Annotated in this window: 19 protein-coding genes, 1 pseudogene, 1 riboswitch and 1 other annotated feature; of the genes and pseudogenes, 9 read left to right on the forward strand and 11 right to left on the reverse strand. The window is 36.4% G+C overall.

Annotated features, from left to right (window positions below; translation table 11 throughout):
• Positions 1 to 96 precede the first annotated feature (96 nt).
• Positions 97 to 1527: an alanine/glycine:cation symporter family protein gene (locus ACTDJC_RS11670; protein ID WP_440603498.1), complete on the reverse strand. Its 1431-nt coding sequence runs from the start codon at positions 1525 to 1527 to the stop codon at positions 97 to 99.
• 1486 nt (positions 1528 to 3013) lie between these two features.
• Between ACTDJC_RS11670 and ACTDJC_RS11675 the strand changes: the two genes are divergently transcribed.
• Positions 3014 to 3712, forward strand: a complete 699-nt coding sequence (locus tag ACTDJC_RS11675; RefSeq protein WP_098310994.1) for a hypothetical protein — start codon at positions 3014 to 3016, stop codon at positions 3710 to 3712.
• A gap of 406 nt (positions 3713 to 4118) precedes the next feature.
• Here ACTDJC_RS11675 and ACTDJC_RS11680 read toward each other — a convergent pair whose 3' ends face one another.
• Both ACTDJC_RS11680 and proB read right to left on the reverse strand, forming a co-directional pair.
• Positions 4119 to 5366: a glutamate-5-semialdehyde dehydrogenase gene (locus tag ACTDJC_RS11680; RefSeq protein ID WP_440603499.1), complete on the reverse strand. Its 1248-nt coding sequence runs from the start codon at positions 5364 to 5366 to the stop codon at positions 4119 to 4121.
• A gap of 189 nt (positions 5367 to 5555) precedes the next feature.
• Entirely contained in the window at positions 5556 to 6719 is a 1164-nt protein-coding gene (proB, locus tag ACTDJC_RS11685) for a glutamate 5-kinase (RefSeq protein ID WP_440603728.1), read from the reverse strand.
• A gap of 108 nt (positions 6720 to 6827) precedes the next feature.
• Positions 6828 to 7038: a binding site (T-box leader), on the reverse strand.
• A 355-nt stretch (positions 7039 to 7393) separates the two neighbouring features.
• Between proB and proC the strand changes: the two genes are divergently transcribed.
• A complete protein-coding gene (gene proC / locus ACTDJC_RS11690) occupies positions 7394 to 8212 on the forward strand; it encodes a pyrroline-5-carboxylate reductase (protein WP_440603500.1) in 819 nt (272 codons plus the stop codon).
• A 251-nt stretch (positions 8213 to 8463) separates the two neighbouring features.
• Here the strand turns inward: proC and ACTDJC_RS11695 are convergent, their stop codons facing one another.
• From ACTDJC_RS11695 to ACTDJC_RS11705, 3 genes and pseudogenes are all read right to left on the reverse strand, one after another.
• Positions 8464 to 9591, reverse strand: coding sequence for an NAD(P)/FAD-dependent oxidoreductase (locus tag ACTDJC_RS11695; RefSeq protein ID WP_440603501.1), 1128 nt, complete (start codon positions 9589 to 9591; stop codon positions 8464 to 8466).
• A gap of 396 nt (positions 9592 to 9987) precedes the next feature.
• Positions 9988 to 10830: an SDR family oxidoreductase gene (locus ACTDJC_RS11700; RefSeq protein WP_098309805.1), complete on the reverse strand. Its 843-nt coding sequence runs from the start codon at positions 10828 to 10830 to the stop codon at positions 9988 to 9990.
• 79 nt (positions 10831 to 10909) lie between these two features.
• Positions 10910 to 11314: pseudogene (locus ACTDJC_RS11705) on the reverse strand (amidase family protein); the annotation flags it as partial.
• 339 nt (positions 11315 to 11653) lie between these two features.
• On the opposite strand from ACTDJC_RS11705, the gene secY reads away from it, so the two are divergent.
• Positions 11654 to 12958: a preprotein translocase subunit SecY gene (secY, locus tag ACTDJC_RS11710; protein ID WP_440603502.1), complete on the forward strand. Its 1305-nt coding sequence runs from the start codon at positions 11654 to 11656 to the stop codon at positions 12956 to 12958.
• Between the two features lie 148 nt (positions 12959 to 13106).
• Here the strand turns inward: secY and ACTDJC_RS11715 are convergent, their stop codons facing one another.
• Complete coding sequence (locus ACTDJC_RS11715) at positions 13107 to 14024, reverse strand: DMT family transporter (RefSeq protein ID WP_440603503.1); 918 nt, start codon at positions 14022 to 14024, stop codon at positions 13107 to 13109.
• A gap of 148 nt (positions 14025 to 14172) precedes the next feature.
• On the opposite strand from ACTDJC_RS11715, the gene pdxR reads away from it, so the two are divergent.
• Positions 14173 to 15609, forward strand: a complete 1437-nt coding sequence (pdxR, locus tag ACTDJC_RS11720; RefSeq protein ID WP_440603504.1) for a MocR-like pyridoxine biosynthesis transcription factor PdxR — start codon at positions 14173 to 14175, stop codon at positions 15607 to 15609.
• Between the two features lie 15 nt (positions 15610 to 15624).
• On the opposite strand, the gene ACTDJC_RS11725 is transcribed toward pdxR, so the two are convergent.
• The 4 genes from ACTDJC_RS11725 to ACTDJC_RS11740 all read right to left on the reverse strand — a co-directional run bounded on the left by ACTDJC_RS11725 (position 15625) and on the right by ACTDJC_RS11740 (position 18128).
• Positions 15625 to 16122 carry a DUF421 domain-containing protein gene (locus ACTDJC_RS11725; RefSeq protein WP_253629546.1) on the reverse strand — a complete coding sequence of 166 codons (498 nt, stop codon included), beginning with the start codon at positions 16120 to 16122 and terminating at the stop codon, positions 15625 to 15627.
• A gap of 140 nt (positions 16123 to 16262) precedes the next feature.
• Positions 16263 to 16634: an ArsR/SmtB family transcription factor gene (locus ACTDJC_RS11730; protein WP_098309811.1), complete on the reverse strand. Its 372-nt coding sequence runs from the start codon at positions 16632 to 16634 to the stop codon at positions 16263 to 16265.
• Complete coding sequence (locus ACTDJC_RS11735; RefSeq protein WP_098309812.1) at positions 16635 to 17054, reverse strand: SRPBCC family protein; 420 nt, start codon at positions 17052 to 17054, stop codon at positions 16635 to 16637.
• A 195-nt stretch (positions 17055 to 17249) separates the two neighbouring features.
• Positions 17250 to 18128 (reverse strand): SDR family oxidoreductase, encoded by an 879-nt coding sequence (locus ACTDJC_RS11740; protein WP_440603505.1) that lies wholly within the window; start codon positions 18126 to 18128, stop codon positions 17250 to 17252.
• Positions 18129 to 18353: 225 nt separating this feature from the next.
• On the opposite strand from ACTDJC_RS11740, the gene ACTDJC_RS11745 reads away from it, so the two are divergent.
• The 5 genes from ACTDJC_RS11745 to ACTDJC_RS11765 all read left to right on the forward strand — a co-directional run bounded on the left by ACTDJC_RS11745 (position 18354) and on the right by ACTDJC_RS11765 (position 23613).
• The gene (locus tag ACTDJC_RS11745) at positions 18354 to 18806 is read left to right on the forward strand and encodes a PH domain-containing protein (protein ID WP_429715474.1); all 453 of its coding nucleotides are present in this window, start codon (positions 18354 to 18356) and stop codon (positions 18804 to 18806) included.
• 45 nt (positions 18807 to 18851) lie between these two features.
• Complete coding sequence (locus tag ACTDJC_RS11750) at positions 18852 to 19385, forward strand: nucleoside-triphosphatase (protein ID WP_176524639.1); 534 nt, start codon at positions 18852 to 18854, stop codon at positions 19383 to 19385.
• 216 nt (positions 19386 to 19601) lie between these two features.
• A riboswitch (glycine riboswitch) is annotated at positions 19602 to 19722 on the forward strand.
• A gap of 107 nt (positions 19723 to 19829) precedes the next feature.
• Positions 19830 to 21197, forward strand: a complete 1368-nt coding sequence (locus tag ACTDJC_RS11755; protein ID WP_440603506.1) for an alanine/glycine:cation symporter family protein — start codon at positions 19830 to 19832, stop codon at positions 21195 to 21197.
• Positions 21198 to 21445: 248 nt separating this feature from the next.
• Entirely contained in the window at positions 21446 to 22408 is a 963-nt protein-coding gene (locus ACTDJC_RS11760; protein WP_098309817.1) for an AAA family ATPase, read from the forward strand.
• Positions 22408 to 23613: a DUF58 domain-containing protein gene (locus tag ACTDJC_RS11765; RefSeq protein ID WP_440603507.1), complete on the forward strand. Its 1206-nt coding sequence runs from the start codon at positions 22408 to 22410 to the stop codon at positions 23611 to 23613. The genes ACTDJC_RS11760 and ACTDJC_RS11765 overlap by 1 nt, the downstream gene beginning before the upstream one ends.
• Positions 23614 to 23621 lie beyond the last annotated feature (8 nt).

Consider the following 23621-nt stretch of genomic DNA (forward strand, 5'->3'; position numbering starts at 1 on the left):
ACACCTTTTACTATTCTGCATCTGTTAGTTAACAATTTTTTTGCACTAGAACCAAGAAAGATATTCAGACATATTGCAGCCCGAATATCTTTCTTATTACATACTTTTCTTTTCTGAAGTTGAAGCATCCTGATAATGCTCCCAACATTCAACGTTTTCAATTCCTTTAATGCTGTCTTTATAAAAAATAGGATCTTTACCAGCTTTTTTCTGTTTCATGTAATCATGTAACGCAGCAAAGGCTGTTTTTGATAGTAATGTAATAGCAATTAAATTTATAATAACCATAAAGCCCATAAATAAATCCGCTAAATCCCATACAAATTGGATCTTTGCAACAGAACCGAATACAATCATGGCTAACACGCTTATTCGGTATACCATCAACCATACTTTACTATTGTTTAAGAATCGAATATTTGTTTCTCCGTAATAATAGTTACCAATTAACGCACCGAATCCAAATAGGAAAACAAAGATAGCAAGACAGCCTGACGCCCAAGAACCGATGTGTTCACTTAATGCTGCTTGTGTAAGTGCAATACCATTTAGATCTGGTTGTTTGTATGCATCAGAAAGTAAAATAATAAATGCTGTGCTTGTACAGATAATCAGTGTATCCGTTAATACGCCAAATGCTTGAATAAGTCCTTGTTTCACCGGATGGCTTGTTGTTGCCGTTGCGGCAACGTTTGGCGCACTTCCCATACCAGCTTCATTTGAGAATAAACCACGTTTAACTCCATTCATGAGCGCTGCGCCGATTGAACCGCCTGCTATTTGTTTAAAGCCAAATGCGTTTTGAACAATAAGAGAAAGAACTTCCGGCATTTTTGTTATATTCGTAACTACAACAAATAATGCAACACCAATGTATAACACCGCTAGGAACATTACCTTGTATTCAGCCATTTTTGCAATACGCTGCACACCGCCAAAGATAATCGCAGCGAAAGCAATTGCCATGATAATCCCTACAGTTAAACGATCTGTACCGAATGAGTTCTCAAAAGCAAGTGTAACGGTATTTGATTGGACAGAATTGAATACAAGACCGAAAGTAATCGTAATTAAAATGGAGAATAATACTCCCATCCAACGTTTGTTCAATCCTTTTTCCATATAATAAGATGGACCGCCGCGGAAACCATTTTTATCTTTTACTTTATATATTTGCGCTAACGTACTTTCAACAAAGCTGGATGCTGAGCTAATAATAGAAATAATCCACATCCAGAATACTGCTCCAGGACCGCCTAATGCAATCGCAATCGCAATTCCTGTGATATTTCCCGTTCCAACGCGAGCGGCCATACCAATACAGAACGCTTGAAATGGAGAAACTTCGTCTTTAGAACCAGCTTTCCCTTCCATTAACACACGGATCATTTCCTTTAACATTCGAAACTGTACAAATTTCGATTTAAATGTGAAATAAATTCCGCAAGCAACAAGCATAATAATTAACAATTTAGACCACAGAAAATCATTTGTTAATCCCAATAGATCCGACAAAAATTGTTCCATATCATCACCTCATATTAAAATTTAGTAGCCTCTAATCCATATAAAATAATTTTAATTTTCCGGCACGACTAAACTCGTCTCATATACACATGTAACACAGGTAAAAATTTTCTGTGAAAATGGTATTTCCTCATTTATACGAATATCCGTAACATGTAACCGTACAGCTGACATCTTAAAGGGCCTGACGCTTCTTCATGTGAATGCTCTAGCTCCTCCTGCAAAAAAATAGTTTTTATCCTAAAATGTGGCTGCACCATCATACTTGTTCCGTATGCCGGATTTTTAAATTGGACTTATATAGATCCTTTTTGTCTCTTTTTATTATTTGTACAGGTAATTAAACAAATTTTCCGAAAATACAAATAATTTTAAGCGCTTTCATATTTGTTCTAGAATAATGTCTCTTTAGTTTATAAATTAAAGTTTCTTAGAAAAGCACTTGACTGCTCTGGTATTCCCTTCTAAATCAATACATGATATCAGTAGATCTACTCCCTTCACTTGTCTTCAAATTTTTACACCAGAACTTTCATTAATTTATAATCAACACTACAGAATCTCACCAAAAAATACATGGTTTTACAAAAAAGATTTTTTAAATATCAGAAAAGTGATTTTGGTGCAAAAACTTCAAAAAAATTGCAATCAATCTCTAAACCTTCAACATACTGAAATTATTATTCTGAAAAGAGTATGTGATTAGTATGGAAAAACAAATCTTGTTGAGCTAAAGGTTGCCTTATTTGAGGAAGTTAGTAGAAGAGTCGAATACTAACTAAGGGAATTGACTATTTTAAACTGAAATTAGTTTAACGTTGAAGACCCGCGTTTTTCTGACATATCCCACAAAGGATTCAGCATGTTTGTATCATTTTAAACAACTATATAGTAAAAAAATATAATAAGCCGATGATTCCTTAGTGTAGGAATCATCGGCTTTCTTCATGACGAAATTACTGACTTAGCGTACGAAATTAGCGTTCTGTTGGCGCTATCCCATGCCCATCAAGCTAAGAAATTAATTGTTCCCCAAAACGAAAAAAATGATCCAAATTCTCATAAATAACTGTAAAAAGGTAAAATTTTCGTTATGGGAGTGTCTCAAAACATTAGCTTAATGGGTATGTATGCTGACACTTTACTAAGAAAAAATATTATTTCCACATATTACAGATTGTAATTGTGATTTTTTAATTTATACTTTTTGTATAAATTAAAAAATTTGTATTATCAATTATAAATTATACAGAAATAATAACTACTCAGCTATACCTTTAATTTAGGAGTTTCATAGGCGGAAATTCGGTCTATTTTTTTGCTTACAACACAAACATGTGCGATACACTATATCTTGTGATAAAACAAGTAAACATATTTTTTAGTAAATGTTTCTAACCATCTTATATCTTCATGAGGTGACTGAATAGTTACCAGAAATATGTATATAAGTTACGGATTAGGGTTAAATTTTTAGGAGGTTTAAATGAGAAAAATATTACCAGGGGCCATTTCATCTCATACCCAGTATGGGTATTTAAAGGTACCGAAAAATGTCAGAAGTCAGTGTCCTAAATGCGGTAAACCAAGTGAATTTACGTTAAAAACGAATTTTTACCAAGTTACAAAAAGAGGATTATTCGCAGAAGGGCTTTGTTTTGAATGTCAAAAGACATCAGAATTTGTGATTATGTTTAATGATTATCCGGATCAAATAAATAAAGAAGTAGAAGTGTATATTTATAGTCCTTCGGATTTAAGAGATCCTTTAGATCAGCTCGAACGCAATAAACATATCCCTATAGACCTTGTTAGGGCATATCGCTCTACTTTAAATGTCAGTCAATCAAAAGATAATTCTGCTACTGCAGTACTGTCAAAACAAGTTCTTGAAAGTGTCCTCAAACATTTTCTTGGAGAGAAAAGTAATGGACAGTCTCTTTCCCAGCAATTTGAGCAATTGCCAAAATATATCGATTTAACTAAACCGATTCAAGATGTTGGCAACCTCGTTCATCCGGAAAGTCCTTTTTATGGGATGCTTGAATTGAAACAGGAAATTGATGATGAAGCAGTAGCTTTGTTAACAGAATTATTAGAAGTCCTTATCGAATATTTATTTGTGTTGCCTGAAAAAATCGAATCAGTACATGATAAGATTGAACAGAAATTTAAAAAGGTGTAGCATGTACATTTTAATGTTTTTATACGCTAAAAGATTTTCGAAAAACAATAGCATGATTTCAATTGGGATTTTAATTTAAAGATAAGTTTTGAGACACCATTTAAGCTATTTTTAGCTTATTTTACTTAGCGTATATTTTCGTTAAAATGTGGACGGTGCGCCATTGCCATCAACCTAACAAAATTAAATACCCCATAACAAAAAAATATTCCACATTATATGTGATAAAAAAAGGATAGATAAAATAGAAACCTTATCTATCCTTTTTATGTATTACAAATACTTAAGTTTGCTACCTCTTACAGAAAAAAACTGAATCAGTTTTTAAATGAACATAGTAATAAATAATGATAATAGGTATAGATGAAGAAAAAACAAGGGACCTTTACATCTGTCCTTTTACTTCTTATCCCCGAATCTGTCCATTCCCACGAATCACATATTTTGTGGAAGTCAATGCAGATAGCCCCATCGGTCCCCGCGCGTGCAGCTTTTGCGTGCTGATGCCGATTTCTGCGCCGAAGCCAAATTCAAAGCCGTCAGTAAAGCGGGTCGAAGCATTATGGTAGAGCGCCGCGGCATCGACGGACGTGAAAAACTTACTGACGTTTTCCTCGTTCTCTGTAATGATCGCTTCGGAATGCATGGAACCATAAGCATTGATGTGGCGAATCGCTTCTTCAACAGAGGAAACGATTCTGACTGCCAGCGTAAGAGACAAAAACTCTGTTTCCCAGTCTTCTTCTGAAGCGGGTACAAGAGAAGAATCAATTGCCAATGCTTTCTTATCTCCACGAAGCTCCACTCCTCTTTCCTTCAAGAAAGAAAACAGCTCGGTACCGAATCGCTGCGCCCAATTCTCATGAAGTATAATTGTTTCAATAGCATTGCATACAGACGGACGCTGTGTTTTGGCGTTTACGATAATATCGAATGCCATCTGTTTATCTGCTGTTTCATCAATGAAAATGTGACAATTTCCCGCACCTGTTTCCAATACAGGAACAGACGCTTCTCTCACTACAGTATCTATCAACTGCTTGCCACCTCTTGGAATAAGAACATCCAAGTACTCGTTCAATGTAAACAGCTGCTTTGCGCTGTCTCGTGAATTGTCTTCAATGAGCTGTACGCTTTCTGGAGGCAAGCTCGTTTGTTTGAGTGCTCGATGAATGACAGCGACGATGGCTTTGTTGGAATAAGCGGCGGAAGAACTACCACGCAAGATCACTGCGTTGCCTGTTTTCAAGCAAATTGTGGCCGCATCCACCGTCACGTTCGGCCTCGCCTCGTAAATCATCCCGACAACACCGAGCGGTACGCGCATCTCCCGAATAGACAAACCATTCGGCCGTTCCCATGCAGCTACACATTCTCCGACAGGATCGCGCAAATCAATTAGCTGCCGGATACCCTCTGCCATATCAATAATGCGCTGTTCATTCAGCATGAGGCGGTCGAGAAGAGAGGCAGACATTCCCTTCGCTTTACCTTGTTCGATATCCCGTTTGTTCTCCTCCAAAATATAGGATGTCTCTACTATCAATTGCTCAGCGACAGCCGCCAGTGCCTTATTTTTTTCATTAGTCGATTTGGCCACAAGCTCTCCAGCAATCTTTTTCGCTTTTTGTCCCTTTGCCAACACTTCATTCATTTTCGTTTCCCCCTTTTAAAGATTAAAAAGTATAAAATTCAAGACGTGTCCAACTCCGCCAACTAGGCACTACCATTCAAGACTCTCCTGTATAGATGTTAGTTGAATCAATCGGACGCTTAGAGCGAGAAAAGACAAACAGCGCCTTTTAGGACGAAGGACCCTGTTTTCTTCACTTGAACGTGCCATTTAAAATGAAACCCAATTATCCCTATGAATGACCTCATAGCTATGCCTTTCGCCTCGCGCTTGAATGTCATGGCTCTGCATACCTTTTAGCTCCCGCAATTCCTCTGCACCATATCTGCATTGTCCTTTCCCTATCACGCGTCCTTGTTGCGTGATGACCTCCACAACTTCACCGGATTGAAAGATTCCAAACACACCGGTAACACCGGCAGGCAGAAGACTTTTTCCACGCTGAATGATGGCAGCGGCTGCTCCGGCATCCACTTCGATTTGTCCGCTGACAAGCGAATGCAGCGCAATCCATTGCTTGTTCATCTTGATCGCTTTTTGAGGCGTATTGCCGATATATGTTCCATCACCTTTACCCTTCAAAACATCTGAAAACTTCTCTCGTCCACGTCCTGTTCCGATGAATACACTCACACCGAGAGATAGTGCCGTCTTTGCCGCATCGATTTTCGATTTCATGCCGCCGGTACCAAGTTTTGAGCCAGCATCTCCAGCAAGAGAGGCGATTTCTTCCGTAACGGCAGGGAGAAAGTAATACTTTTTTGCGTCCGGATTTTTCTGAGGATTTCGGTCATATAAACCGTTCACATCCGTAAAAATCATGAGCATATCCGCCGAGACAAGCCCGCTTACTAAAGCTGACAGCATGTCATTATCTCCAAACGTCAGCTCCTCCAAAGAAATAGAATCGTTTTCATTGATTATAGGAAGAGCGGAACGGTTTAGTAGCTCCGATAAAGTGGCGTAGGCATTGCTGTATTGTTCTTTTCTGGAAAAATCGCTTCTTGTCAGCAGAAGCTGCGCGGTAACAATCCCATATTTGCGGAATTCTTCCGTATATGCCTGCATCAACAGACTTTGCCCGACAGCGGCGGCAGCCTGCTTCCCTTTAATTGTCACAGGTCGGCCGGGATACCCGAGAGCGGAAAAACCTGCGGCGACGGCCCCAGATGTAATCAGCACGATTTCATGTCCTTCCTGCTTCAGTCGCGCCAAGGCGGCAACGTGATCTGAAAGATGTTCGCCAGAGATGCCGCCATGATTCGCTGCCAAGGAACTGCTTCCGATTTTCACGACAATTCGTTGTTTTTTCACTTTTGTACCCCCTAGTCTAAAATAAAAGTTTTTTGTAAATTGTGTTGCTTCTTTTTTCAAATGGAGACAAACTATTCTTCTACCACGTGCAATTTGCAGCAAAGAACCCCTCACCAATGATGCCTATCTCGCAATAAAGAGCCAAATAAAAAAGACCGCTCCGTCCTTAAAAAGGACGAAACGGTCATTGTTCCGCGGTACCACCTTCATTGATATAAATCTATATCCGCTTGTCGCCTGTAACGCAGGCATACGCTTAAACTTTCGTTTAAGACTCAGGGATAGGTTCGATAATTTCTATACGAGGAATCTTTCAGCCTGCGGATTCCACTCTCTTGCGCAAGAAGACATATGTACTAGTTCCCTTCAACGATTTTCACTTTAATTTTTATATAGTATGCGATATAACGCATTTTTATGTCAAGAGATATTTTAGAAAATAAGGAAAGAGAGTGCTACGTTTATATTCTCCAAAATTATTTAAAATGTTATTGAGTGGTATATAACAAAAAATATTAAATTATAGAAAATGTACTTGTTTAGTGCAGAATAAAAGTGATTTCTATATATTTTTTGTATTGCAAAAAGTAATGTACTCTCTTAAAATGTTTTTTTATACGAATCTCGATATAGTTTATAATGTTTATTTCTTCTGTACGGGATATCATTATTTTTTTAGAATAATAATTTCAAACCAATAAAATTTATACTAAAAGGAGCAAGAGCGAGTTATTATGAACAAACAAATAGGATTCATCGGATGTGGAAACATGGGTATCGCTATGATAGGTGGAATGATTAACAAAAATATAGTTTCTTCAGATAAAATAATTTGTTCAGATGTAAGTGTCATTAATTTAAAAAATGCTAGTGAAAAATATGACATAACTACAACTACTGACAACAATGAAGTAGCTAACAATGCTGATATTTTAATTTTGTCAATCAAACCAGACCTATACTCATCAGTAATTAACCAAATAAAAGAGCAGATAAAAAACAATGTAATAGTCGTAACTATTGCTGCGGGAAAAAGTATTAAGAGTACTGAGAATGCTTTCGGCAGAAAGTTAAAGGTTGTTAGAGTAATGCCTAATACACCAGCTCTTGTTGGAGAAGGAATGTCTGCGTTATGTGCTAATGAAATGGTTACAGAACAAGATCTAGAAGATATACTAAATATATTTAATAGTTTTGGCCAAACAGAGATAGTAAACGAAAAATTAATGGATGTTGTAACATCTGTAAGTGGTTCTTCTCCAGCATATGTATATATGTTTATAGAAGCCATGGCAGATGCTGCTGTACTAGATGGTATGCCAAGAGCTCAAGCATATAAATTCGCAGCTCAAGCTGTATTGGGTTCTGCAAAAATGGTACTTGAAACAGGAATACATCCAGGCGCACTTAAAGATATGGTTTGTTCTCCAGGTGGAACGACAATAGAAGCTGTAGCAACATTAGAGGAAAAAGGCTTAAGAACAGCTATCATTTCAGCTATGAAACGTTGTACTCAAAAATCTGTTGAAATGTCCAGTTTAACTAGTAAGTAAGAAATTACGTTTAGAGGTAACATCACATTCATCAATTTAAGCTATTTTAAAGTTAAAAGCCTGTTACTATTTTCTTATAGGGGTACCGTAACATGGCCATCAGGCTAAGAAATCCTTTTCTCCTCACAACAAAAAAGAATCTTACTTCTTATAAATAGTTGTAGAAAAGGAAATTTTTCGTTATGAATTATTTTATTTTTTAGGCTGATGGGCATGTGGTACTACCCCTATATGTAATACATACTATTTCTCTAATTCTTTGGTTGTTCAATTGCCCCAGCTACATCATAATAACTAAGTTCAAGTTCTGTTTGTTCACCAAGAGCAAGTTTTGCAAGTTCAGAACCTAAGTAAGGCCCTGCTGTTAACCCAGAAGCACCCAACCCATTTGCAACTAGTATGCCTTCAAAGTTAGGTAATGCGCCAATCACAGGAAGAAAGCCTGGTGTAAACGGTCTATATCCGACTCTCGTTTCAAGTACCGTGCTATTTGATAAACCTGGAGCAACCGATAATGCTTTATCGAATACCTCAAGTAATCCACCTGCTGTTACTCGGTAATCAAATCCAGTATCATTTTCATGTGTTGCACCTACTACGACACGACCATCTTCAAACGCAAGAATGTACTGGTCATTTGGCGGCATAACAACAGGCCAACTTTCTGTATTTATTTCTGGCATATGGAGATGAACAATTTGCGCTTTTTGGAATGTAACTAAGAAATTAACACCAAGCGGCTGCAATAACTCATTTGCCCAAGCACCAGCAGTTACGATAACTTGATCAGCTGTTAAAGTCTCACCATTTACTTCAATACCAATAACTCGATTGTCTTCATGAACTAATGATGCATCTCCCATGATACATACAGCACCTTGTTTTTTAGCTGCATTCACAAGAGACTGACGAAGTGCTCTTCCGTTCACACGAGCAGCACCACTAATATGTACAGCGCTATATTCTTCTGATAACGGTGGAAATAAGCTCTTTGTTTCAGAACTTGATAGACGAGTAATTTCACCGATTTCCGGAGCATCCTCGCGTCGTTTATATGCCCGCTCTTCCATTTGATCTAATTTTTTCTCTTCTGTATGAAGACTGATCGCACCTACACTTTTATAACCTGTATCCGTTTCGCCATCTGCTTCTAATTGTTGAATTAAAGAAGCATAGTAACGAGCTCCACCTTTTGCGATTTGGTACCAAGCTTTATTCCGACGCTGTGAGAGCCAAGGACATACAATTCCCGCTGCTGCATCAGTCGCCTGTCCTAAATCTTGGCGATCGACCAATGTAACATGTGCTCCTGCTTTCGCAAGATGGTAAGCAGTAGATGCTCCAAGAATTCCAGCTCCAATTACAATATACGTTTTCATTCATAACACCTTTTCTATTTTGTTCTTTATAGATCCGATATATAGCTAAACCATCAATGTTAGTAAAGTTTGAATCATATTCAGTATACTGGACAGGTACATTTTTTCAACCTTTCCATTAAGGTAGAAAGCCGTAAAATATATAATTTCAAATTAATTTTGCATAAAAGGTATAAATATCGCTTATTTTTAAGTTGTCTTTGACTTTTTACATTACTATACCTTGCTTTTGCTAAACACTTATTACAACATTTTATCTAATTTCATTGAAAGGGTAAAATTATAACAATAAAAAACCATCACAAAGGTACGCTCTTAGGTGATGGTTTTTTATTGTTTGGTGTGGGGGAAATACCCAGTTTGAATAATAACAATTAATATTAGTTTTGTAAGTATTTAGCCGTTTACAATTTCCCCACCATTCACGTGTAGAATTTGCCCTGATATGTAAGATGCATCATCGGAGGCCAAGAATACATAAGCAGGTGCCACTTCAAACGGTTGGCCGGCTCGCTTCATAGGAACATGGTCTCCAAATGTGGCAATCCATTCTGGAGGTAAGGAAGATGGAATTAATGGAGTCCAAATTGGTCCTGGGGCCACACCATTAACTCGAATCCCTTGCGAGGCCAGTGACAATGACAGCGAACGTGTAAATGAAACAATGGCTCCTTTAGATGCAGAGTAGTCAATTGCGTCTTGATCTCCATGATAGGCACTAAGGGATGTTGTATTTATTATGGAGCTTCCTGAATTCATGTATGGTAAAGCAGCTTTCGTAATAATAAACTGCGAAAAAACATTTGTGTGAAAGGTGCTTGCTCGTTGATTCGAGTCTACATTAAGTAGACCGTTCCTTATGTATAGTACACCGGCATTATTCACCAAAATGTCAATACGACCAAACTGGTGAATCGTTCGCATTACAGCTTGTTGGCAATGCTGCTCATACCCAATATCACCTGGAATGGTAATGCAACTACGGCCGTACTTTTTGACATAGAACTCCGTTTCTTTTGCATCGCTGTGTTCATTTAGGTATGAGATTGCAATGTCTGCACCCTCTTTCGCAAAGGCTACAGCGACGGCTCTCCCAATTCCACTATCCCCACCAGTTATAAGCGCCACCTTATTTATAAGCTTACCGGCTGGTTTGTAATTGGGGTTATCAAATATAGGTCTGGGTATCATTAATGATTCAATGCCAGGTTTACTTTGTTGTTGAGGCGGGAAACCCATCACATACACCCCTCTCGGCATTTTTCTATAATGTATATGATATTCAAGAAAATATATCCTTTTCAAAAAATTAAATGGAGGAAGTGAGGGTGTAAATTACAGCGACTGCAGCAACAGAACCGGAGCTGGATTCACCTACCAAAAATTCTCCAGGTCCATAAGGATTAAAAGTTTGTCCTCCTCTTGCGCTATACCCAGCCCATATTTTTAATGACATTCCATTTGCCAATTCTGTCATATTTGTTTTACTGAGAATAATCGCTCCTGCATCTCGAAGCTTTTTCACTAAATACGCATCTTTTTGACTCACATGATTTTTTAAAACGAGCATACCAGCACTTATATGCATTTTATCGCCTTTTGCAATCTGGTATAAATAATACATAACAAGTTCTCTTGATGTGAACTTACCATTTTCCATTGCTTCTTGAATCATTGTAATTGTTAGTTCTTCTACATTCATATTATGTAAATGAAATTCCATATAGTGAACCCCTTTGTTGAATTGTGAAACATAATTTATGTTCGTTATCAAATATGAAATTTTCTCTTTTCCATAAAGGTAATATAAAAAGTATACCTCTCGTATTTCCCATTCTTTTCAGCCTTATCTATGTACAAATCCTCATTTTATAGTTATATTATGGTTATTGAGTTGTTACGAAAATACAACCATCGCTTTATTTTATATCCATAAACTGTATGAAAATCCATTTGTCATAATGAATTTTATTTGGAAGGAGGTTTGCAGTTTATACGTGAGGATATAAATACCAGTTTTTCTTTACTTGAAATAACTGGTGAAAATATAGGAGGCGACATAATGTTTCGTACAATTTCAAACTTTATGAGAGTAGCTGAGATCAGAAACAAAATCCTTTTTACTTTAGCGATGTTAATCGTTTTTCGGATTGGCACATTCATTCCAGTTCCTCATACTAATGCTGATGTATTAAAAATACAGGATCAAACAAATATTTTAGGAATGCTCAATGTATTTGGCGGAGGTGCCTTAAAAAACTTTTCAATTTTCGCAGTTGGCATCACACCGTATATTACAGCTTCCATCATCGTACAGTTATTACAGATGGATGTCGTTCCTAAATTTGCAGAGTGGGCAAAGCAAGGTGAAATGGGTCGTAAAAAATCAGCTCAATTTACCCGCTACTTTACAATTGTTCTTGCATTCATTCAGTCGATAGGAATGTCTATTGGCTTTAACAATATGGCAGGTGGACAATTAATAACTGATCCAGGTTGGAAAACCTACTTATTAATTGCTACCGTATTAACTGCTGGTACTGCGTTTTTAATGTGGCTAGGTGAACAAATTACTGCAAATGGAGTAGGCAACGGAATTTCAATTATTATTTTTGCAGGACTTGTGGCAGGAATTCCAAGTATTATGAATCAAATATACTTACAACAAATTCATAATGCTGGAGATCAGCTCTTTATGCATATTATAAAAATTGTATTAATTATTTTAGTCATTTTAGCAATCATCGTTGGTGTAATCTATATTCAGCAAGCAAATCGGAAAATTCCTATTCAATATGCAAAAGCTTCTACTGGGAACAATCCGTATCAAGGAGCAAAAAATACACACTTACCTCTTAAGGTAAATAGCGCAGGTGTCATTCCAGTTATCTTTGCTTCAGCATTTTTAATGACGCCGCGGACAATTGCACAGCTATTTCCAAACTCTGCAGTGTCCAAATGGATAAATACAAACTTGGATTTTACACATCCAGTTGGAATGTTTCTATACATTGGCCTCATTATTGCTTTTACATACTTTTATGCCTTTATTCAAGTAAATCCTGAACAAATGGCTGAAAACTTGAAAAAGCAAAATGGATATGTTCCAGGTATCCGACCAGGGAAAATGACAGAGCAATACGTAACAAAAATCTTATATCGCTTAACTTTTATTGGGGCAATTTTTTTAGGAACCATTTCTATTTTACCAATTATATTTACAAAAGTTTCTGATTTACCCGCTTCTGCTCAAATCGGCGGAACAAGTTTACTCATTATTGTCGGTGTGGCACTAGAAACAATGAAAACGTTAGAAAGCCAGCTCGTGAAACGCCACTACAAAGGATTTATAAAGAAAGTAAATTAACGATAAATACAATAAAGGCCTATCGTAATGTTATGTGATATCAAATCCATAACGTTATACGATAGGCTTTTTATTTTCATAAAAATGGCTTTCTTTTGAAATTAATCTGCTAATTCACAACTTAATCACGGATTAGGTAAAAGAATTATCACATCTCTTTTTTCAATAGCTTCCCTTGTCTCCAATACAATTCAAGTGTGGATCGATTCGCCATAAAAACACCAATCAAAATGAAACAAGCTCCAATTCCCATTTCTGGTTTAATTGGTTCACCTAAAAATATATATCCTGTTATAACAGCAATTAATGGCGAAACATAAAGCCAAGTAGATGGAAATACAGGGTTGGTTTTGGATAATAGCCAATAGTATAGGCCATGCCCACCTATTGAACCTATAAATATTAAATACAGAATCGGCCATTGAATGTTCCATGAAGTTAAGACAGATAGATTCGGATGTTCTAATAAGAGAGAACAAACAATTAGTAACAGACCTCCATACAACATTTGAATGCCATTAATTAAAAACGGTGAGACATTTGATAAATCTGATAAAAGTTCCTTTGAACGGATCGTACCCATTCCGTAGAAAAATTCTCCTACTAATATAACAAGGCAAGCAATGCTCCACATATAAGAAAATTGCTGCTGCAACCCTGGTAAAGAAATACATACTACTCCTATAAGAGCCAGTACAAGGGCAAAAAGTTGTTCCCTTCTCAATTTCATTTTCGTTCGTTTCGTTTGAAGCAATAAAATCATCATTGGACCTGTAGCGGAAAGAACAGCTGCTAATCCCGATGAGATATACTGCTCTGCCCAATATAAAGTTGCAAAGGTCATAAATGTAAGACAAAAGCCAGCAAATATAATTCTTTTTGTTAAAAGGTATGGTATGACTTGTTTCCGTTTCACGATAAAAAACATGATAACGATTATACCGGCAAAAAAGAAACGAATCCCCGCTGAAAAAAGTGGTGGTGCGCCTGCTGTGATTCCGATTTTAATCGTTAAAAATGTCGTCCCAAAAATAATACAAATAAGAAGATAATTAAAAATAACCATAATGCTTCCTCCCTTTCATTGTTGAAATGAGTATAGAGGAAACAGTGTATAACAGTACATCAAGCTATATAACAGTTGTATGAATTTTCTATTGATTATAAAGTTTTTTTCAGTTTAAATGAAAATAAAAAGAAGATTAGGTGAGATAATGAAAATTGTACTCCGAAAAGAATCTAATATACCGTTCTACCAGCAAATCTACGAGCAAATCGTTCAGCGTATTCAAGGTGGTATGTTAGCAGATGGAGACCCCCTTCCTTCTCTACGTATCATGGCAGATGATTTAAAAATAAGTGTATTGACGGTTCGGAAAGCATATAAACAGCTTGAGACAAAAGGTTATGTATACATACAACCAGGAAAAGGGGTTTACATAAGGGGAAAAAGAAATACTCCTCTAAACATACATGCTGCTTATGACTGGCAACATATGAAAGCTGTTAATGTGATAAGGTCTCAATATATTATCAATCGCCACAAAAAATTTTATGATTTTTCTCAGGCCATTCTCTACCCACGTCTTTTACCTAATCCGTTTCTATCAGGCGAAATGCAAAAAATACTAGACAGAGACAAAATGATTTTGGCCACATACGGACCTGTACAAGGTGATGAAGAACTTCGCATGGAAATTAGCAAATATTTAAAAGACTATCAAAGATTAACAGCCGATCCTGCTCATTTATTAATTACAAGTGGTGCCCAGCAAGGCATTGATTTAATTGCTCAAACATTATTAAAGCCTGAGGACACAGTAATAGTAGAAAGTCCGTGCTACGGTGCTGCAATTGATGTGTTTGTTAACAAAGGAATCAACGTTATTCCTGTTGAGCTTGATGAACAAGGCATCCGTTCTGATTTATTAGATGAGGTGTGTCAAAAGAATAATCCAGTTTTGTTATACGTGAATCCTGCCTTTCATAATCCTACTGGAATATTAATGAGTGAACGAAGAAGAAAAGAACTTATAGAACTAGCAGAGTTTTATCATTTTTTTATTATTGAAGATGACTCTTTTGGTGAGATCTATTTTAATGATATTGAGCTTCCGGCTCCTATTAAACATTTTGATAAGAACGGTCATGTCATTTATTTAAAAGGATTCAGTAAAACGTTAGCACCAGGGCTTCGTATTGCAGCATTAGTCGCAGAAGGGCCTGTATTTGATTGGTTATATGCTGCGAAAGCATTAATGGATATAGGTAGTCCACTAATAACGCAAAAAGCCATTCTACCTTTTTTGCGGACAGAAAGAATGAAGAATCATTTAGAAAAACTACGAACTGCCTTACAAATGCGTCGGGATGCTACGATAGAAACACTTGCACCCTTAACAGATATACTTCATTTTCAAATACCACAAGGTGGCTTTAACTTATGGATTTCCCTTCCGGACTCAATGGATTCATTTGCATTACTTAAAAAAGCAAATGAAGTTGACGTTTCTTTTTTACCAGGAACAGCTTGCTTTGTTCACGAGTCAAAACACGAGTATATGCGTATCAGCTATTCTATGCTAAATGATCAAGATTTAATTGTCGGACTACAAAAACTACGTGAGATAATTTTCGATTTTCAAAAATAGGCATAATTATATTCCTTATTCTTTAGAAATGTATTGACGCAGTACCTTTTCTAGCACTTCACGAGTAACCGGTTGAGTTTGAGCAGTTAATTGATATCCGATACGACCATTTGGCTCTGCAGTTACTTGCTGTAATGTTTGAATGTCATGAATTCCCTGTACTCTTAGATGCATAAATAATTGCTGTTCTGTCATTTTGGCACGTTTTAAATTGTTCTTTAAAAGCTCTCCATCTTTAATAAGAACGATATTATCACCATTTAGAAATTGTTCCACCTTTCGTGATTTCATTTCTAAATAATGAATTATAAGTAAAATCCCAGAAAATATACATGTAGCGAGTATAGTTGGTCCTATTTTCTTATTTAACACTGGTTCTACAATAATTCGCCCAATAGATACAACGATAATAATTTCAGCTCTCGTCATTTGACTAAGAGTTTTACTCCCCGTTAACTTTAAACCGAGGATGCCTGTAACGATTAGTATGATGCTTTCAAAAACAATATTCATACAGTCCATTCCTTTTACAGCAATTTACACACAGTATTACCATTTTCAAATTAATCTTAATCCTGTTTATGAAATATAAAAGAGTATGTTTAAAACAAATTGTTCCAAACATACTCTTTTTCATTTAGAAGGAAACTCTCTTATTCCTCTTGTTTATCCAATTTTGTTTCAACAATTTTTAATCCACTGTTCTCTCCATTTTCAACCACATGTTTCAAAATAGATAATTTATTATTCCAAAATTGTTCGTAAAATGAAAGCCACTGCTTTAATTCTTGTAAAGGTTCTGGCTGCAGCTGATAAATTTTTTCTCTCCCTACCTTCTTTCCACTAACTAGCTTTGCTTCTGAAAGAATGTGAAGATGTTTTGTAACAGCTGTACGACTAATCGGAAAATGAGATGTTATTTCTGAAATAGGCAATTCTTTTTCTGCCAGTAACCGAAGTACCTCTCTACGAGTTGGATCAGCAATTGCTTGGAATACATCATAAGTTTCTGCTGATGGAGACATTTAGCCTTCAATAACCTTTTTAAGTTTTTCATTAACAATGCCAGTCCAACCATATGCCATTCTCTCGCGAATAATAGCACTTTTCTCATTCGCTTTCGGAAGAATAAAGTCAGGGTCTTTCCAACCGCCATGAATGAGTGTAAATTCTGTCTTATCTCCTAAATCTTTCAAAATAAAGGAAACAATCCAACCGTCTGTATCCCACGCAAACGAAAGGTGATGAGGCGCATCTATTTCTAATACTTTACATGGAGATGGACCAAAAGGTGATTGAATATGAAATTCATATCCTACTTCTGGCTGAAAATCATTTGGCATAAACCATAATGCAATACCTTCTGCAGTTGATACTGTATCCCATACTTTTTGAATAGGTGCTTCTAGCACAATAGTTTGCTTAATGTCTTGTAATGTATTCATATTACTTTACCTTCTTTCCTAAATTCAAAATAAAACCTTTTGGTTTCACTTCCATAGAATATAACACCTTATGGTTGCATGTCAATGTTAATTAACCTTTTAGCAATCATTTGAATATTGAAGCCGATTGAAATAAATAAAAAACCCGTATGATTACGAGTTTTATCTATTCTTTCCTAAATCAATGGAAATTCTTTATAAAGTATGTTTTACATGTTCCTCAAAATATTTTCCCCAATCAGGCTGTCTTCCATCTATATCTTTAAATCCATATTCTCTTGCTAATTCCCATGAACTAAGCGCTTTACCTGTTTTCTTATGTACATTAGGATCACTCGCTAAAGCAGCAATTGCTCTTCCAATAAAAAATGGTGTTTCTGATGCAATGAAGTGCGGATCTTTTTTTGCTCCTTCTTGCCAATTTTCTTCTGTGACACCGAATATATCTAACATAGCTTCAGAACGTAAAAATCCTGGACTGACTGCAACAGATGTTATGTTGTAGGGAGCTAAGTCTCTTGCCATTGCTTGTGCTAAATGAATTGTCGAAATTTTAGCGAGACTATAATACAAATTCCCTCGATACTCATAATCAACACCATCTGTAATTTCAATAACAAGCCCTTTCTTATTTTTCACCATAAGCGGGACACCGTAGTGACTTGTTATCATATGAGAATGTACAGCAGTTGTTTGTATTTGGATTCCATTATCTAAATTATGCTCCCAAAATGGTACATTCCATTCTGTCAGCGGATCGCCTCCCCATACATCATTCACTAAAATATCTAACTGTCCATTCTGTTCTTTTTCAATCTTCGCAAATAAAGCTGCAACATCTTCTTTCACCGTATGATCGACGCGAACTGCAATTCCTTTTCCACCTTGTTTCGTTACAAGTTCAGCCGTTTCTTCAATTGTCTCCGTTCTTCCCATGGATGATAAATTTCCTTTTGTACTTCTTCCTGTCACATATACAGTAGCACCGGCTTCACCAAGCATCATCGCAATGCCTCTTCCAGCACCGCGTGTTGCACCAGCTACTACTGCAACTTTTCCTTGTAGTGGTTTCATAAATGTCTCCTTTGCTTAGTTTTAATTACATTCAATTTCAAAAAACGAACATCTTTCCTCTTCATTCTGCCATCTAATTTCTACATAAACTACCTTTTTTCAATATTTAGCCCTTAATGTAACATATTCTTAATTATACACATGAAAATGTGGTAATATTTGTATGTAACCCCCAAAGTCATCATTTCTAAAAAAAGTATATCAAATAAAGGAGAAGTTGATGAAATGAGATGGAAAGTACGACGAGATCGAGGATATTGGTATATGATAATTGGAGCTACCTTATTATGTAATGTACTCCTTTCTCTTCCGCTTTGGCTAGATAAATCATTAACCTCTGTGGATTGGTTCATCATTTCGAGCATCCTCTTTATATTTGATTTATTTATGTTATGGATCATTTTCGGGATTCGCTATGAATTGCGAGAAAAGAGTTTATATGCAAGATGCGGTCCTTTTTGGTGCAACGTTCCCTATGAAAATATTACAGGAGTTCATCCAACTGATGATATGCTTATGGGATTTCGCCCAGCGGCTGCATTTCACGGTGTAGAAATTCACTATCCAAATGCCATATTTGGCAGCGTCAAACTATCACCAGAAAACGAAGAATTGTTCATACAAACTTTACTTGCTAAGTGTCCTCATATACAAAATAGTGAAATGAAACATTTCTAATTCAACAAGTAGTTACTCTTACGACACAGGAGGATGTATTTCTTTATGGGAAATCATTTTTTTCTAACTGGCAAGCCGAGAGTAGGTAAAACTACGGTTTTAAAGAAAATAATAAATGCACTTGGAATAGAAAATTTTGGAGGGTTTTATACCGAAGAAATCGTAGAGAACTCTAATAGAACTGGTTTTAAAATTATCTCCCTTGACGGAGAAGAATCAGTGATTGCAGATATTAATTCTAAAAGCGATATTAGAGTTGGCAGATATGGCGTAAATGTTTCCGAATTTGAAAGTATAGCTATTCAGTCTATTCAAAATAACGCAAAGAAGATTATAGTGATAGATGAGATTGGACCTATGCAAATCGCATCTCCAAAATTTCTATCTACTATTAATCAATTTATGCAAGGTCCTCAAACTGTGTTAGGAACAATATACTATGATTCTCATCCTAAAATAGATGAAATAAAGGCTAATAGTGAAATGAAAATTTATGAATTAACGCAGAAAAATTATAATGATGTGCTTACTAAAATGATATATGAATTACGAAAGACAAGCCTTTTTCAGCCTAAATAAGCAGTTAAAAATCATTGATATATAAATATTAATTATGAATCTATATATTTTTAATTCTTGACTTAAAATATAAATCATGATTATAATAACTCATATTAATTTCATAGCATTCGGATGAACCATACAGGAGAAGATCTTTTGATCTACCGATGGGGCAAAAAGCTGGTCGGACAGCTTTGAAACTCTCAGGTCTTGTATTCAAGTAGAACTGTATGGGGACGAATCTCTGGAGAGACTCCCTCCTATTGCATAGCAAAAAGGAGGAAACAGAGCACCGAAGGAGCAAATCTGCTATTACAGCGGATAATCTCTCAGGTAAAAGGACAGAGACAAGCAACAGAAAATACCGATTCCCGAATCGGTTTATTTTTCTATTCCTTGTATCTCCAGAGACCATTTCGTTTATATGAAATGGTTTTTTATTTTTTGTAAAGGAGAATAAAGATGGAAACAGTAAATCAAGTTTTAGAAGTAATCAATCATTACGTATGGGGGCTACCTACACTGTTACTGCTTGTTGGAACAGGAATCCTCCTTACAGTACGCCTACGAGGCTTACAATTTGTTAAACTATTATATGCACATAAGCTAGCATTCGGAAAATCAGAGGACAAATCTTCTAAAGGAGACATTAGCCATTTCCAAGCATTGATGACTGCTATGTCAGCCACAATCGGTATGGGGAATATCGCCGGCGTTGCAACAGCAGTGTCTATTGGGGGACCTGGCGCAATATTTTGGATGTGGATTACCGCCTTGTTTGGAATGGCAACAAAATATTCGGAAGCGATTCTTGCGGTAAAGTATCGCATTCATGGAGCTAACGGTGAATACTCTGGTGGCCCCATGTATTACTTAGAACGTGGACTAGGAAAGAAATGGCTAGCTATATTATTTGCTATTTTCGGAACAACAGCTTCATTTGGAATCGGAAATATGGTGCAATCCAACTCTGTTGCTCAGGCCATGAAAATTAATTTTTCCGTATCACCTATTGTGACTGGAATTCTAATGGCGCTTTTCATCGCAATAGTCATTTTAGGCGGAGTCAAAAAAATAGGAAAAGTAACTGGTTACTTTGTTCCGATTAAAGCTTTCTTTTATATACTTGCTGGACTTATAATTATTTTTTATCATATAGATCAAATTCCAGAAGCATTTCAGCTCATCTTTTCAGGTGCTTTTAACGGCACTGCAGCTGCTGGCGGTTTTGCCGGAGCAACTGTTGCTTCAGCTATTCAAATTGGGATGGCACGAGGTGTATTTGCAAACGAAGCGGGACTTGGAAGCGCACCAATTGCAGCTGCTGCTGCGAAAACGGATTCCCCCGCTAAACAAGCACTCGTATCTATGACTGGTACGTTCCTTGATACATTTGTCGTATGTACGATTACTGGTCTAGTACTTATTACAACAGGCGCTTGGAATTCTGGTAAAACAGGTGTTGAAGCGACGACATTTGCATTCCAAACTGTATTTGGAAACGCCGGAAGTATGATTCTTGGCATTGCAATTATTTTATTTGCTTACTCAACGATGTTAGGCTGGTCATATTATGGTGAAAAATGTGTGGAGTATTTATTCGGCCGTAATGCTGTTCGATACTACCGTTTCATTTTTGTTGGTATGGTCGCATTTGGAGCAAATTTAAAACTAGGACTTGTTTGGACGTTTTCTGATATTGCAAACGGACTAATGGCAATCCCAAATTTAATTGGTCTTATTGGATTAAGCGGGATTGTTGTTACAGAAACAAAGCTCTTTTTACAAGCAGAAAAATCGAATAATTCTAACAATCAGATTGCAAGTTAATCAAATTGAAAAGGCTATATAGTGTTTATTTATTCACTATACAGCCTTTTCGTATTGAACCATACTTCATGTGCATATCACCTAGAAACAACACAAAATATTTTAAAAATGTAGAGTAGGATTTTCCTAGCAGGTATAGAAGTTATAAAGTAATTAAAAGGGACAATCACCTCTTAGATTAATTCCACTGTAACATATCCAAAGATTCAATTCTTATTTACATAGATCATAAAATTAGGAGGCATACGATGACACACCTTGATTCGTTACATCCAATTGTTGAAAAGATAATCAACAATATCGAAAAAGTGATGGTCGGAAAACGAAAAGAAACCATTCTTACCTTGACAGCTCTTTTAGCTGAAGGTCATGTGCTATTAGAAGATGTTCCAGGTGTCGGAAAAACAATGCTGGTACGCACCCTTGCTAAATCAATCGATGCCGATTACAAACGAATTCAATTTACACCTGATTTACTACCGTCAGATGTAACAGGTGTTTCTATTTATAATCCGAAAGAGCTACAATTTGAGTTCAAACCAGGACCAATTATGGGGAATTTCGTACTTGCTGATGAAATTAACCGTACATCACCGAAGACACAATCCGCCTTACTGGAAAGTATGGAGGAAGGCAATATTACAATAGATGGTATAACTAGACCTCTACCAAATCCATTTTTTGTAATGGCCACACAAAACCCAGTTGAATACGAAGGAACATACCCTTTACCGGAAGCTCAGCTTGACCGTTTCTTATTAAAACTAAAAATGGGTTATCCTACAGCAGAAGAAGAATTTGAAATTTTAAACCGTATGGAAAAAACAAATCCACTCTCCCATTTACAGGCTATTATTACAATAGAAGAATTGCTGAAATTAAAGCAAAGCGCACAAGAAATATATATAGAAAAGGCAATCAAGCATTACATCGTAAAACTCGTCAATCAAACTCGTTATTATAGTTCTATACAGTTAGGAGCAAGTCCCCGAGGTTCTATCGCTTTAATGAAGGCTTCACAGGCTTATGCGTTCATCCACAACAGGAATTATGTTATTCCGGATGATGTTAAATTTTTGGCCCCGTATGTTTTAGCTCATAGACTCATTCTAAAAATGGAAGCAAAATTTGAAGGAATAACAGGAGAAAAAGTCATCGCAAAAATTGTCGCACGAACTTCAGTGCCGACTCAAAGGACGATAAATCCTTGATGAAAAAGCTACTACGAGCAGTTTATAACATTGGAAAGTTATTGATAATTCCTTTATTCCTTGTCTTAACATTTTTATATGCCATGATACACGGAGGATTTGTAAGTTGGTTTTTATTTTATAGCACTCTCCCTTTTGGCTTCTATTCAATGCTGCTTCCCTTTTACGCTTTGCGGGATGCTGAAGTAAAACGCACAACAAATCAAAAGGAATACATAGCCGGAGAACAATTTCGAAGCACTATTATAATAGAAAGAAAAATCCCTTTTCCCTTACTTTATTTAATTATAGAAGATGAACTTCCTCCACAATTTAAAAATTATAAACAAGCAAAGGCTGCCAAAGTAATACTATTTCCAGGATTCAAACGAAAGATTTCGTATCAATATGCAATTAACACAATCCCGAGAGGAGAACACACTTTTTCAAATGTACGTGTAAAAACCGGCGATATATTCGGTATTATTGAAAAAGATATCATGTTTTCAGTTCCTAATACATTTTTAATCTATCCTCAATATATGAATATAAATTATAAACAATTGGAAAATCATTTCGAACAAGGAGCGCTCTCAGCAAACATAAATTTAACAAAAGATTCTACAGTCTCAGTTGGTGTCCGACAGTATAAACCTGGTGATCGCTTTTCATGGATCGATTGGAAAGCAACCGCTCGAAAAAATAATATTATGACGAAAGAATTTGAACAACAGCGGAGTCAAGATGTCATGATTTTTATGGATAGAACTCCATCTCCCCTATTCGAGTCGATTGTTACGTTTACAGCCTCTCTCGTCAGAGCTATCTTAAAACAGAATTCACCAGCATCATTCGTATCTGTCGGAAAAGAACAGACTGTTTTCCCTTTGCACAACGGAGATACGCAGCTGCAACAAATCTTTCGTCATTTAGCAAAGGTGCAAGCAGACAGTATATTCCCGCTCTCTCAAACTGTAGAAATGGAATTAAGAAAAATGTATCAACCAGTAACAGTTATACTCGTGACAAGTGATCTTTCTCCCGACATTTTAAAAACAGCTGAAGGTTTGGCATTAAAAAATAGAAGGCTGATAGTGTTTGTCGTGAAAGAAAAAGCGAACCAATTCTCAAATCGTGAACTAAGTATATTAGAAGCACTGCAAAAACGAAAAATATTTGTAAAAGCGGCTTATGATAATCGTTATACAAATGTGTTTTTTGATTGAGGTGAACA

It is taken from the genome of Bacillus sp. GB_SG_008, from assembly GCF_052038115.1.
Classification (GTDB): domain Bacteria; phylum Bacillota; class Bacilli; order Bacillales; family Bacillaceae_G; genus Bacillus_A; species Bacillus_A rhizoplanae.

Excerpts from the sequence above, each read along its gene's own strand:
- ACTDJC_RS11670 (WP_440603498.1), bottom strand. The coding sequence starts at position 1,527 with ATGGAACAATTTTTGTCGGATCTATTGGGATTAACAAATGATTTTCTG.
- ACTDJC_RS11675 (WP_098310994.1), top strand. The coding sequence starts at position 3,014 with ATGAGAAAAATATTACCAGGGGCCATTTCATCTCATACCCAGTATGGG.
- ACTDJC_RS11680 (WP_440603499.1), bottom strand. The coding sequence starts at position 5,366 with ATGAATGAAGTGTTGGCAAAGGGACAAAAAGCGAAAAAGATTGCTGGA.
- proC (WP_440603500.1), top strand. The coding sequence starts at position 7,394 with ATGAACAAACAAATAGGATTCATCGGATGTGGAAACATGGGTATCGCT.
- ACTDJC_RS11695 (WP_440603501.1), bottom strand. The coding sequence starts at position 9,591 with ATGAAAACGTATATTGTAATTGGAGCTGGAATTCTTGGAGCATCTACT.
- ACTDJC_RS11700 (WP_098309805.1), bottom strand. The coding sequence starts at position 10,830 with ATGGGTTTCCCGCCTCAACAACAAAGTAAACCTGGCATTGAATCATTA.
- secY (WP_440603502.1), top strand. The coding sequence starts at position 11,654 with ATGTTTCGTACAATTTCAAACTTTATGAGAGTAGCTGAGATCAGAAAC.
- ACTDJC_RS11715 (WP_440603503.1), bottom strand. The coding sequence starts at position 14,024 with ATGGTTATTTTTAATTATCTTCTTATTTGTATTATTTTTGGGACGACA.
- pdxR (WP_440603504.1), top strand. The coding sequence starts at position 14,173 with ATGAAAATTGTACTCCGAAAAGAATCTAATATACCGTTCTACCAGCAA.
- ACTDJC_RS11725 (WP_253629546.1), bottom strand. The coding sequence starts at position 16,122 with ATGAATATTGTTTTTGAAAGCATCATACTAATCGTTACAGGCATCCTC.
- ACTDJC_RS11730 (WP_098309811.1), bottom strand. The coding sequence starts at position 16,634 with ATGTCTCCATCAGCAGAAACTTATGATGTATTCCAAGCAATTGCTGAT.
- ACTDJC_RS11735 (WP_098309812.1), bottom strand. The coding sequence starts at position 17,054 with ATGAATACATTACAAGACATTAAGCAAACTATTGTGCTAGAAGCACCT.
- ACTDJC_RS11740 (WP_440603505.1), bottom strand. The coding sequence starts at position 18,128 with ATGAAACCACTACAAGGAAAAGTTGCAGTAGTAGCTGGTGCAACACGC.
- ACTDJC_RS11745 (WP_429715474.1), top strand. The coding sequence starts at position 18,354 with ATGAGATGGAAAGTACGACGAGATCGAGGATATTGGTATATGATAATT.
- ACTDJC_RS11750 (WP_176524639.1), top strand. The coding sequence starts at position 18,852 with ATGGGAAATCATTTTTTTCTAACTGGCAAGCCGAGAGTAGGTAAAACT.
- ACTDJC_RS11755 (WP_440603506.1), top strand. The coding sequence starts at position 19,830 with ATGGAAACAGTAAATCAAGTTTTAGAAGTAATCAATCATTACGTATGG.
- ACTDJC_RS11760 (WP_098309817.1), top strand. The coding sequence starts at position 21,446 with ATGACACACCTTGATTCGTTACATCCAATTGTTGAAAAGATAATCAAC.
- ACTDJC_RS11765 (WP_440603507.1), top strand. The coding sequence starts at position 22,408 with ATGAAAAAGCTACTACGAGCAGTTTATAACATTGGAAAGTTATTGATA.